This is a genomic window from Enterococcus sp. AMC1086 (genome assembly GCF_058216575.1).
Window position 1 is genome coordinate 2844583 of record NZ_CM177100.1, and the last position, 11955, is coordinate 2856537.

An 11955-nucleotide genomic window follows, 5' to 3' on the forward strand; every position below is an offset into this window, starting at 1 on the left:
TTCTATTATTATAGCATTAAGTCAATTATTTTGATTAAATGATAAAAGGTAAAAATTTTGTATAAAAAAAGAAGCCCACTAATTACTGGGATCCTTCCATTTTTCTAGATTCATTAAGATCTAAGTATATCAATTAAATTTTTTTTGGCTGCTTCGTATGCTGGAACTACTGAAAAAACTAAACCAATAAGTGAAGATACTCCAATTGCCAAAAATATCGTAAAAAAATCAATAGATATTGTAACTTTTATCATTGAACCAACAATATACGCAAACGCCATTCCAGATAGATAACCAATTATTCCACCTAATAAAGTCAACGTTAATCCTTCAAATAAAAACTGTAGCATAATGGACTTACGAGTTGCTCCAAGAGCACGCCTAATCCCAATTTCTTTTGTTCGTTCAGATACAGAAATGTACATCATATTCATAATTCCCACTCCTGCTATAAACAACGAGATACTGGCAACAGCAGTTATAAAATATGTAATAGTACTCAAAATCGTTCCAACTCCTCGTGTTAACATACTTGCATCGAATACATCGTATTCTCCAAAATTTCGCATAGTTCCTTTCTCTTGTAACACAGTTAGAATATCTGTTGTGACTTTATCTGCTTCAACCCCAGTATTTAATGTAACAGTTACAGAAGAAGTATCTTTTTCAGCATTAAAATAATATAAATAGCTTTTTTTAGGGACTTGTATATTAACTTCAGACATAGAAAATAAATTATCTTGTTCATCTCCTGAGAAAACACCTACAACCGTAAAAAGCTCTCCATCAATCTCTAGTCCTTTTCCCAAGGCATTTTCTGAACTATTAAAAAGTTCCTTTGCTGTTACTGAATCTATTTCAGCAACTTTGCTAGAATTCTCATTATCCAGCCTTATTAATGTTCGACCAAACTCAGACTCTCTCCCTTTAGAAGATAATAATTCAACCTGTTTACTTTTTTTCTTCCCTTTAATGTAAAAATTTTTGTAAATTTGACTATCGTCTATTTTCAAATAGCCTACATCTTTGATATCAGCCATTCCTTTTATCACTGATAAATCAGCCTCTTGAAAAAAAGCAGTATTTGTTTCATAAAGAGAATAGTCATTAGGAGTAAAATTCAGCTGAATTTCAATATTTTTTGACTCATTATTTTGTTAGATTTTTTATTGTATCTCTTTCAAAACCACGGCCAATTGCTAAAATAGTGATTACTGATGAAATGCCAATAATGATTCCAAGCATTGTCAATAAACTTCGTTTTCGGTTATTCCGAATTGAATTAAAAGCAGAACACCAATTAATATAAAACTTCATTATTCAAGCTCCTTGTCTTCAATAATAGCTCCATCTCTAATCCGAATCATTCGATTACAATAAGGAACAACTTCTGGATTATGAGTAACTATAATGATTGTGGTTCCATCTTCTTTATTTAGCTCAGTAAAAAGTTATATAATTTCTTCTGAAGTTTGTGTATCCAAAGATCCAGTCGGTTCATCTGCAATAATAAATTTTGGGTTATTGACTAAGGCTCTTGCAATGGCTACGCGTTGTTGTTGCCCGCCAGATAATTGTCTGGGATATTTATCTTTATCCGATAAACCAACTCTAGTGAGTACTTCTAACACTTTTTCTTTTGTTTGATACAGTTGATAACCGCCATATAAAAGAAGCAATTCAATATTTTCAAATACTGTATTATTTTCAATTAAACTAAAATTTTGAAAGATAAAGCCCACGGTTTGGTTTCTAATTTTTGATAAATTATCATCATTTGTGTTGATTAATGATTCTTCTTCATTTTTGTAATATTTATTGATATTAGATAATTTAATCATTTGTCTACCATCACTTCTTGACCATCTTTTAAATGTGTATCTGGATTTAAAATAAGTTGATCATTTACCTTTAAACCCTCTTCTACTATATAATTAGCTTCTGTTTCTGTGATCCGAACTTTTTGTTTGTAGCTTTTTCCATTTTTATAGACAAAAACAGTTGTATTATTGTCCGATTTTATGACAGTATTTTTCGGTATTTCGAGTATATTGGTTGGCACACTAATTTGAACACTAAATCCATAATGAATATTTTCTTTGGGTTTAACCATAAAGGTAAAGTTTGTCATCGAGTTATTTTCTGTAGTTGTGTTTAGTTGCCCTCCGACTTCTTTATCTGGAAGATCATTGATTTCATAGATGGTACCTTCGATCGTTTTATTTTCATTCATCAGGTGAATATGCCACTCCGCTGTATTATCTATTTTTCTTTTTTCATTGATATAAACTGTCCCTTTAAGAGGAGCTGTTACCGTTGTAGTAATCTTTTTTTTCGTTTGTTCAATAGTATTATTTACACTGGATAAATCAATATTTGCCGAATCTAAAGCTTGTTTCGCTTGTAAAATAATATCTTTTTGAGAATTTAGTTCTTGTTTTGCTGCCTCTATTTTTGTATCTAGTTCGGATTTTTTTGCTTCATTTTCTTCTGTTTTTTTTGAATTTATCGATGTTCGTTTATTTTGGAAATCCGCCAAACCGTTTTCCAATTCTTGAAGTCTTTGAGCTGCTGTATCATAATTTGTTTGTGCATTAAATACTGCTAAATTCAATTTATCTAATGATTGAACTTGTTCTTCAGCTTGATCTTCAATAGTTGTATTCTGATAAGTTGCAAGCACATCATTTTCGTTAACTTCTTGTCCCTTTTGTACAGAAATATTACTTATTTTCCCCAATGTTAAATCCAAATTGAAATTGCTTATATTTTTAGGCTGAACGGTTCCTTTAAAAAGAATTGGTTCGCTCATCTTCAATTTTACTATTTCATAACGAAAAGAGCTTAGATCATCATCGTTTTTAGAAAAGATTAATCCAAATAAGAATAATAAACATGCACCTACTATTAGAGTAATCCAAATTTTTTTCTTCATTTATTTCTCCTATAATTAACTACTAAACCATTATTTGGCATTTGGTTATTTTTACAATAAAACGATTACACTAGCATTTATGACTGAAATAATCGTAACCAATAGTTGTTCTTTCATCTTTCTATTTATCAGATAAAACAAAACATTGATAATAGCAACTGTCGTCAAATTGGTGATTTTGCTAAGAACTGACATGTCAATACTTTTATTTATTGATAAAATGATAAGCGAAAGTATAACGCCAGCTATAACTGAAATTAAATAACAAAAGTCAATTGTTTCCCACGACTTGCTTTCAGTGAAAATGAACTTCAGTAAGTTTCTATAAATAAAAGTCATAAAAATAGCTGTTAATGCTGACATTAAAGCAATCATTCCTGCAATTAGAAAATAGGAATTTTTTCCCAGTAATCGACTAACATCTGGGTCTGATAATAGTTTTCTTGCAATGTCACTTTGCTCAAATAATTTTGCCAATACCAAGTTTAGAAAAATATACACAAGCCCTAGGGATAAAATCAGTTTTTTATTGTTTAAATTGTATTTTTTGATCAATGATATATACCTCTTCATATTCTATTTTTTCTTTAAAATGTTCATGGGATACTAAGAATATAATGCTTTCATTTTTTCTGCGAATCACTTCTTGTACAATCATTGCTTTATTTTTTTCATCAACCCCAGCAAACGTTTCATCCAAAATGATTAATTGCCAGTCAATTTCAGCAAATAACAGGGATAAGCCCACCATCAATTGCATGCCAAAGCTTGATTGGCTATAAATTTTATTCAACTGTTTTTCCGTATACAAAGTATTTATTTTATCAATTATTTCATCTGTAAACTTAGCGCCAAAAATCCAATAAGCTAATTTAATATTTTCCATAATGGTTAAATCTTCAATACCAATACCTGATTCGCCAAGATATAAAATTTTCTTAGTATCTATGTCAGCTTCAATATTCTCTGATTTTCTAAAACCAGATAGATATTCTAAAAAAAGCGTTTTACCACTTCCGTTAGCTCCGTTCAATTTATACAAGCCATTATTTATCGAACAATCGCTAACTAATTCTAAGAACTTTTCCCCAGAAATTTTAAATTCACTTTTTTTAATTGTAATTTTTACCATGCTATCCCCTCAATTACTCCTGCACCTATAATCAGTAACACAGATAGTGAATAAATTTTTTTGTTCTCTTTTACATATTCTTTTATAACCGCAACCGATTTTTTCTTCCACCAATAATATAACAACCGAAAAGACAATAATTGATACAACAACATATTGGGAATTTCAATTAGTCCATGTCTCCACAACTTATCAATTGCTGGAACCAAACCAAAAGTAACAATTCCAGTTTTAATTGTCCAAGATAACACCAATGTTTCAAAAAGACAGTAAATTGGACTTAATATAAATAGAATTTGCCATTTTAAAAATAAGGTGAAATTATGAGAAATAATTTGAACACTGGAGACGATTGTTTCGTCAAAATCACTTGCTTTTTGTGCTTTGAATGTACTAATCAATAATACATAAATAACACTCATAAATAAAAAATACTTTAAATAAACTTTCCAAGTTAGCCTATACATATTTTTAACGTCCTTTCACTCTTTCAACAAATTGAATTAATTGAGGAGCAAATGATACTAAGAATAGTAAAGTTGCTGGTGCCCAACATCTAATGTAACTTAGCTGCCATGTTGGTTTGCGCTTGTCCAACAGAGCTTTTTCTTCAAAAAATTTGTACCACAAGACTAACAAGAAGACTAAAAGAACTTGGATAATTATGATTTTAATAGTAAACAAGTTTATTATAATCGTAAGAAAAATTGTAAATCCACCTAAAGACATATAGCGTGAAAAAAAAACTCTCCAAAAAAAGTTCAAGTTTGAAAGTTTGTAAAAACGTAATCGATTATATTCAAGATGATGTTTCTCTAAATTAATATCTTGTATTAGTTCAAAAATGATTAATAACATAAAAATACCCGTAAAGTTAATAGTTATCGCCCAATCTTGTAAAATTTTAATTTGAAAAAGCATAATTATTTTAGGAAGAATAAAAACAGCTACCAAACACAAATTAGCTTTCCACTGTTCTAAAATAAAGTATCTGAATAGTAAAGGCGTTCTCTCGAAAATAAGTCTGTTTCTAATTTTTACATAACTCTTTTCGCCTCCTTTATTAACAGGTATCAGCAACATACATAGCCCTGAACAAAATAGACCATTCATCGCAACTGAAAAATAATAACCCAAATCAAATGTTATAAGAATAATTAAAATGACTAAATGAATTTCTCCAATTCGTTCACTCCATTTATTACAAGAAAGATTGCTAAATAAAATATAGGAAGCTATTATAATGAGTGAAATATTTTCGACAAATAACGGAAAATTTATCACACATATACCAGAATAAAATAAACCCACCCATACAAACTTATTTCTTTTAAAGTAAAGAAACCAACCTAATTTTAAGACATGTTCATCTGTAAAATGAAAAGTCTTAAATTTTTTCAGATTCATATATGCATCTGTTTCTTTAGTTGAATTTAATATACAGCTTAGCAATACAACAATAGTTACAAAAGGACTATTCATTACTCGCTGAAGCATCGCAGCAAAAACAGCCAAGACAAACGATGCAAAAAAAATAATGTGAAAATTATAATATTTATAAGTCCTCTTCCAAAAAGAATCTAAAAAACTAAACATAGTACTCCTTTCAAGATACTCATTACTTTAATAATATGTGAAAACCATTAAAACAGTTTTTTTTTTGATGATTTTCACATATTATTAAATCTTACCAAGCAACAGCATATTTTTGGCCTTTTTTCTTGATAAATTGATACACAGTAGCAACAAGTGCACTAATGCTGGCACCTGCACCAGTAATGGCAAGAACTAAAGATATCGCAAAGCTTGCTGTACCGTATGCGTTAATCACTGATACAATTTGGTTCGCTGTTTTTGATGCAAATCCCATTGTTGCAACGAGATATGGAGAACTAAAATCTAGTAAAAACGAACCGACTAAAACTACTAAAAATACAGATAAAACTTTTCTCACCATGCCACCGCCTTAGCAAAAGATTTTCTAGCTAGATATTTCACAGTTTGAACAGCTGCCAAAGAGAAACCACCAACCCCGAAAATAATTCCAATCAAACTTATTGCAGAAACTACATTTGAAGCAGATAATATAAAGTTAACGACTGATTTAGCAGTTGTGTCAGCCAAACCAAAGGTAATGGCAACATGTGGTATTAAGGTTGAAAAAGAACCTGCTAGAATAAAAATACTAGCCACAGATAATGCAATTTTTTTACTCATAATGTTTCCTTTCATTAAGCAATTTTTTAATGCGACCACCAAAAACACACCATAAAAATCGAATCTCCACTATAAACTGGTGTTATTGATATTGAAAATTAAATTTCTAGCCTTTGATGATCTATTTGAAGTTCTATTGCATGCTAGGCGAACCTCGAACCTTCAATAAGAAAATAAACATTTTACACCTCAATTCATCAAAAATTATTTTATGCTATTTGTCAATTATAATAATTATAAAAGCAAAAAAATATTTATAAAACTAATTTGCTAACTACAAATCTAATCATTAACAAATCAATTAGCAACCTAAATTTAATCTAATTATAAACGAGAGCTATTGCAAAGTCAATATATTTTTGACTAAATATATATTTAAAAATACTATTTAGAAAGTTAGAGATGTTCACAACGATTAATCCCTAGTTTTAAGTATATTTTGGCTAAAAAATGAGCTTGGGACATAAGTCCTAACGAAAAATCCAGATACCAGTCAAATTGATTGGCATCTGGATTATTTTGTTGTACAAAAATAAGAACACCTTTGCTAAAATAAAAGTGACTAAACAAATAAACTAGCGAGGTGTTCTTATGTTTAAAAATTATACCACAAATCAAGTCGTTCTTCCTCTAGATTTTAGTTTTCAGTTAGAAAAAAATGATGTTGCGTTTGCCATTGATGAGCTAATTGAAAGTATTCCTGATGAACGCTTTCTTCCTTTTCATCATCAAATGGGGCCTTCTTCTTATCATCCAAAAATGATGATGAAGATGATTTTATGCGCCTACACACAATCCGTATTTTCTGGTCGAAAGAGTGAAGCCTTGACGAAAGACAGTATTCGCATGATGTGGCTCACTCAAAGTTATCAACCTAGTTATCGAACGATCAATCGTTTTCGAGTGAATCCTTTAGTAAATGCACTCCTTCGGGAGTGCTTCGTCCAGTTCCGTAGCCAATTAGTTAAGGAACAATTAATCGATGAAGAAGCCATTTTTATAGATGGCACAAAGCTCGAAGCCAACGCCAATAAATACACCTTTGTTTGGAGAAAATCGATTGATAACTTTGATAAAAAGCTTACTGAAAAATCAACTTTTCTTTATGATGAATTGTTAAAAAATCAAATTATTCCTGAAATTGAGCGAGAGTCCGCAAAAGAATTATCTGTCACTGAATTAGACAAGATTGAAGAAAATCTCGCGCATGTTGTCGAACAGTTTACAGAAAAAATCGAACAAGCAGAGGATGGAATGACGCGCAAATCAATCCGTTCTAAACGAAAAGTTCCTAAAAAATTAAGGAAACTTTTCCAGGACTTTAAAGAGCGAAAACTCGCTTATCAAAAACATAGACAGATTTTAGGGCAACGAAACAGTTACTCTAGAACAGATCCAGATGCTACTTTTATGCGCATGAAAGACGATCACATGAAAAACGGTCAGTTGAAAGCAGGTTATAATCTTCAAATCGCCACGAACAGTCAGTATATTTTAGGCTATGATCTTTTCTCAAATCCAACAGATACACGAACATTGCACCCTTTTTTAACCACTTTAAAGGAGTGTTTCTTTGAGCTACCAACCTATATTGTCGCAGATGCCGGCTACGGGGGAGAAGAAAACTATCAAGCTGTTTTAGAAGACCATAAGCGAATACCGCTCATCACGTATGCCATGTATCATAAAGAACAGAAGAAAAAGTTTAAACAAAATCCATTCCTGCCAACAAACTGGCCGTACCAAGAATTAGAGGATACGTTTCTTTGTCCAAACGGACGGAAAATGAATTTTCGAAATTATTCTATTCGTACAGATAAATATGGCTTTAAACGGTATTTAAAACGGTATGAATGTGAAGATTGCTCGAATTGTCCTCTTCGAAGCCAATGTACAAAAGCGAAGAGTGACAAGAATCGTGAGATTCAAAAGAACATGAACTGGGAATACTTTAAAGCGACGATTCAACAGCTGCTTTCAGAAGAAGAAACAGGTAAACTCTATCGTCAACGAAAAATTGACGTCGAACCTGCTTTCGGACATTTGAAGGCTTGTTTAGGCTTCACTCGGTTCTCTGTTCGAGGGAAACAGCAGACACACAATGAAATTGGATTCGCGTTAATGGCAGTATATTTGAGGAAATATAGGCTAAATAAGCTATCAAACAAGAATAAGTCTCTCAATAAACTAAAAAACAGAAGACTAAAAATCATTTTACGATTTTCGGTCTTCTATTTTCTGTTTCTTGGGACTTATGTCCCAAACTCAGAGAAGATATGTTTTTTTGTATTAAAACAATATTTACTTTTATTATTTTTTATAAAAAAATTATTTAACTCCACTAATTACTAACTTTCTTTTTTACTGCTACATTTAAAATAATCGCAACAATGATCAAGCCGATTCCGACTACATACACATTATGAAGTCCAGCATACAGCATGCCGCGTAAAGGTCTTAGTAAATCAGCTGGTATAGTATTCGCCGTATGCGGATTAACGAGTTGATTCATCACATCTGGATCGACCTGTAATGTACTTTTCGCCAATTCTGAAGTTGTTACGGCATTGATGATCACGCCAAAAATCGACACCATCAATGTTTGTCCAATTGTCCTAGCCAATGTATTGAATGATGTTGCAACACCCATTTCTGATGGATCGACACTGCTTTGAGCGGTCACTGTAGTGGTCGTAATCGTAATCCCAAAACCGACTCCTAAAACAGAAGAAATCGCAAAAAACCAGACAAATGAAATCGTCGCAGGAACCAATACTAAGAAAATACCACCTAATAGCGTAATACTCAAGCCAATCGTCAGCACTCTTTTTGTTGTATGTTTTTCCATTAAATTACTTGCGATAAACGAACCTACCATCCATAAAATCGACATTGGCGCTAATACCAAGCCGCCGATTCCAGCGCTTTTTCCTAATACACCTTGCATCCACATTGGGATATACACTTCTACTCCCATCAAAAATCCGCTGATCAAAGCAGCTACGATATTGACGATCACAAAAGTAGAATTCTTAAACAGCATCAAATCAATAACTGGATCTTTGGCTTTTTTTTCTACAAAAATAAATCCGATGAAAAATAAAACAGAAGCCCCTAAACAAAGGAACACTTTTAGGCTAAAACCACCATCACCAATTAATTGGAATCCTAATAATAGCGTCAATAAGACTAACATCAGCTGTATGCTTCCTAAAATATCCATTGGTACTTTACTTTGTTCTCTTTTTGGCTCAACTAAAAAATAAGCGATCAAGCCCATCAATACAAGACCGATTGGTACATTGATGAAGAAAATCCAGTGCCAGCCAACAGTATCTACAATAAATCCACCTGCTAACGGACCAAAAATACTCGCAATTCCCCAAGCAGCACTATTCAAACCTAACATTTTTGCCCGCTTATCAATTGGGTAAATATCAGCCAAGATCGTCAAAGCAACAGGCATAATCGCTCCTGCTCCGATTCCTTGAATCGCCCGGGCAATGATCAATGTGATCATATTTTGCGCCAAGCCGCACAGTGACGAACCAATAATAAAAATAATAATTCCAATCATAAAAATCGGTTTACGACCGATTTTATCGGCTAGTTTGCCATAAATCGGTGTCAGCATTGCGTTTGTTAATAGGTAAATTGAAAAGACCCAGTTCATGATTTCCATTCCGTGCAGCGATCCTACGATCGTTGGCATAGCTGTGGAAACAATCGTTCCTTCAATTGCAGTCATAAACGTTGCAACAAAGACACTAATCGTTACAAGCTTGACGTTTGTTTTTCTTTCCATATATCTCCATCCTTTTTGATTTTATCTAGTTTCCTAACGTTACTTATAAATTATTCTACAGAGTTTTATTGGTACTGCTATTAGACTTTACATTACTATTAGAGTTTTTAGGATTATTGTAATTTACTTCATGAGTGATTTTGTGGGTTTATGGTATTTGATGATCATGATCTTTTTGGTCGCTGACTTCTATTTTTTTATTCGAGATTACAATTTGGTGATTCATTAGTGCGGTAATTACGCTCTCTTTGGTCGCTAACTTCTATTTGTTATTCGGGAGTACAGCATTTGGTGATTCACTAGTACGGTAACTACGCTCCCTTTGGTCGCCTAGTACTGCTCATCATCTGCTCTGCACGGCAGTCGCAGTGATTCGCAGCAAAACGGCGCCGCTAATTTTCATTAGCAGCGCCGCCTCTTTTACTCCATCAAGCTTTTCTTGATTGCGTCGACTTTGTCTGTCTGCTCCCAAGGTAGTTCAATGTCTGTACGACCAAAATGACCATATGCTGCCGTCTGTTTATAAATTGGACGACGTAAGTCAAGCATTTCTATAATTCCTGCTGGACGCAGGTCGAAGTTTTCCCGAACGGCTGCGATCAATTTGCTTTCAGGTACTTCACTTGTTCCAAAAGTATTGATTGAAATCGATACAGGTTGTGCTACACCGATTGCATACGCTAATTGTACTTCCACTTTTTCAGCTAAACCTGCTGCAACAATGTTTTTTGCAATATAACGTGCTGCGTAACTTGCAGAACGATCGACCTTAGTAGCATCTTTCCCAGAAAAGGCGCCACCTCCGTGACGAGCATATCCACCGTAAGTATCTACGATAATTTTGCGCCCAGTCAAGCCAGCATCTCCTTGTGGCCCACCAATTACAAAACGACCGGTCGGATTAATAAAGTATTTTGTTTCTTCATCTAATAATTCGGCTGGTATCACTTCTTCAATGACAAGTTTTTTAACGTCTTGTTGAATTTGCTCCAGCGTAGCTTCTTCATCATGTTGTGTGCTGATTACGACTGTATCCACACGTTGTGGTTTGCCATTTTCATCGTATTCTACGGTCACTTGTGATTTTGCATCTGGACGTAGATAAGATAGTTTTTCCTCTTTACGTAATTGCGCCAAACGGCGAACTATTTTATGGCTTAAAGAAATTGGCAATGGCATTAATTCGGGTGTTTCATCCACTGCAAAACCAAACATCAAACCTTGATCTCCAGCACCAATATCATCCTTCGTATCTTTGTCACCACGTGTCTCTAGCGCATCATCCACACCTTGTGCAATATCTGGTGATTGCTCATCGATTGCAACTAGAACTGCAACAGTATCACCATCGAAACCATATTTAGCGCGTGTATAACCAATATCTTTCAATGTTTGTCGAACCACTTTTTGGATATCTACATAAGCGGTAGTAGAAATCTCTCCAAAAACTAAAACTAAACCTGTTGTAACGCTTGTCTCACAAGCTACACGGGCCAACGGATCTTGCTCTAAAATCGCATCTAGTATTGCGTCACTCACTTGATCGGCAACTTTGTCTGGATGTCCTTCAGAAACGGATTCTGATGTAAATAAATGTCTCTCTGTCATAATGTATTCCCCCTAAATTTAGTCGGTTACAAGGCATCTTTGCATAAAATGTAGTGTATTTCTCTTCCTATTCAAAGTAGAATATTCTTTTGAGAAACCTACAATTCCACAACAAATCCTTTCGGGAACTTGTAACTTTCATAAGTATAACAGATTCATTAAGAAAAAACTTACTTTTTATTCTTTTAACTAAAAACTCTTTATGTTTCTAATCCAAACGTAAAGGGAGGGAGTTTAAAGAACAAAAACACCTGCGAA

Annotated in this window: 10 protein-coding genes, 2 pseudogenes and 1 riboswitch; of the genes and pseudogenes, 1 reads left to right on the forward strand and 11 read right to left on the reverse strand. The window is 33.2% G+C overall.

The window, feature by feature from the left end; genetic code table 11:
• Window positions 1-113: 113 nt before the first annotated feature.
• The 9 genes and pseudogenes from AC4BC4_RS13345 to AC4BC4_RS13385 all read right to left on the reverse strand — a co-directional run bounded on the left by AC4BC4_RS13345 (window position 114) and on the right by AC4BC4_RS13385 (window position 6299).
• Window positions 114-1317: pseudogene (locus AC4BC4_RS13345) on the reverse strand (ABC transporter permease).
• Window positions 1317-1811 (reverse strand): annotated as a pseudogene (locus AC4BC4_RS13350) (ABC transporter ATP-binding protein); the annotation flags it as partial. The pseudogenes AC4BC4_RS13345 and AC4BC4_RS13350, both read right to left, overlap by 1 nt.
• A gap of 26 nt (window positions 1812-1837) precedes the next feature.
• The gene (locus AC4BC4_RS13355) at window positions 1838-2935 is read right to left on the reverse strand and encodes an efflux RND transporter periplasmic adaptor subunit (RefSeq protein WP_490476017.1); all 1098 of its coding nucleotides are present in this window, start codon (window positions 2933-2935) and stop codon (window positions 1838-1840) included.
• Between the two features lie 51 nt (window positions 2936-2986).
• Window positions 2987-3418: a hypothetical protein gene (locus tag AC4BC4_RS13360; protein ID WP_490476018.1), complete on the reverse strand. Its 432-nt coding sequence runs from the start codon at window positions 3416-3418 to the stop codon at window positions 2987-2989.
• 43 nt (window positions 3419-3461) lie between these two features.
• The gene (locus tag AC4BC4_RS13365; RefSeq protein ID WP_490476019.1) at window positions 3462-4067 is read right to left on the reverse strand and encodes an ATP-binding cassette domain-containing protein; all 606 of its coding nucleotides are present in this window, start codon (window positions 4065-4067) and stop codon (window positions 3462-3464) included.
• Window positions 4061-4489, reverse strand: a complete 429-nt coding sequence (locus AC4BC4_RS13370) for a stage II sporulation protein M (protein WP_490476020.1) — start codon at window positions 4487-4489, stop codon at window positions 4061-4063. Before AC4BC4_RS13370 ends, AC4BC4_RS13365 begins: the two co-directional genes overlap by 7 nt.
• Before the next feature lie 49 nt (window positions 4490-4538).
• The gene (locus tag AC4BC4_RS13375; protein WP_490476021.1) at window positions 4539-5582 is read right to left on the reverse strand and encodes a hypothetical protein; all 1044 of its coding nucleotides are present in this window, start codon (window positions 5580-5582) and stop codon (window positions 4539-4541) included.
• A 172-nt stretch (window positions 5583-5754) separates the two neighbouring features.
• Window positions 5755-6021 carry an uberolysin/carnocyclin family circular bacteriocin gene (locus AC4BC4_RS13380; RefSeq protein ID WP_490476022.1) on the reverse strand — a complete coding sequence of 89 codons (267 nt, stop codon included), beginning with the start codon at window positions 6019-6021 and terminating at the stop codon, window positions 5755-5757.
• Window positions 6018-6299, reverse strand: coding sequence for an uberolysin/carnocyclin family circular bacteriocin (locus AC4BC4_RS13385; protein WP_490476023.1), 282 nt, complete (start codon window positions 6297-6299; stop codon window positions 6018-6020). Before AC4BC4_RS13385 ends, AC4BC4_RS13380 begins: the two co-directional genes overlap by 4 nt.
• Before the next feature lie 576 nt (window positions 6300-6875).
• Between AC4BC4_RS13385 and AC4BC4_RS13390 the strand changes: the two genes are divergently transcribed.
• Window positions 6876-8636 carry an IS1182 family transposase gene (locus AC4BC4_RS13390; RefSeq protein WP_490476024.1) on the forward strand — a complete coding sequence of 587 codons (1761 nt, stop codon included), beginning with the start codon at window positions 6876-6878 and terminating at the stop codon, window positions 8634-8636.
• Here AC4BC4_RS13390 and AC4BC4_RS13395 read toward each other — a convergent pair.
• Window positions 8626-10089 carry an MDR family MFS transporter gene (locus AC4BC4_RS13395; protein WP_490476025.1) on the reverse strand — a complete coding sequence of 488 codons (1464 nt, stop codon included), beginning with the start codon at window positions 10087-10089 and terminating at the stop codon, window positions 8626-8628. The genes AC4BC4_RS13390 and AC4BC4_RS13395 overlap by 11 nt on opposite strands.
• Before the next feature lie 420 nt (window positions 10090-10509).
• Entirely contained in the window at window positions 10510-11697 is a 1188-nt protein-coding gene (gene metK / locus AC4BC4_RS13400) for a methionine adenosyltransferase (RefSeq protein ID WP_490476026.1), read from the reverse strand.
• Window positions 11695-11837: riboswitch (SMK box riboswitch) on the reverse strand. Its footprint overlaps the gene before it by 3 nt.
• Window positions 11838-11955 lie beyond the last annotated feature (118 nt).

Excerpts from the sequence above, each read along its gene's own strand:
- AC4BC4_RS13355 (WP_490476017.1), bottom strand. The coding sequence starts at position 2,935 with ATGAAGAAAAAAATTTGGATTACTCTAATAGTAGGTGCATGTTTATTA.
- AC4BC4_RS13365 (WP_490476019.1), bottom strand. The coding sequence starts at position 4,067 with ATGGTAAAAATTACAATTAAAAAAAGTGAATTTAAAATTTCTGGGGAA.
- AC4BC4_RS13370 (WP_490476020.1), bottom strand. The coding sequence starts at position 4,489 with ATGAGTGTTATTTATGTATTATTGATTAGTACATTCAAAGCACAAAAA.
- AC4BC4_RS13385 (WP_490476023.1), bottom strand. The coding sequence starts at position 6,299 with ATGAAAGGAAACATTATGAGTAAAAAAATTGCATTATCTGTGGCTAGT.
- AC4BC4_RS13390 (WP_490476024.1), top strand. The coding sequence starts at position 6,876 with ATGTTTAAAAATTATACCACAAATCAAGTCGTTCTTCCTCTAGATTTT.
- AC4BC4_RS13395 (WP_490476025.1), bottom strand. The coding sequence starts at position 10,089 with ATGGAAAGAAAAACAAACGTCAAGCTTGTAACGATTAGTGTCTTTGTT.
- metK (WP_490476026.1), bottom strand. The coding sequence starts at position 11,697 with ATGACAGAGAGACATTTATTTACATCAGAATCCGTTTCTGAAGGACAT.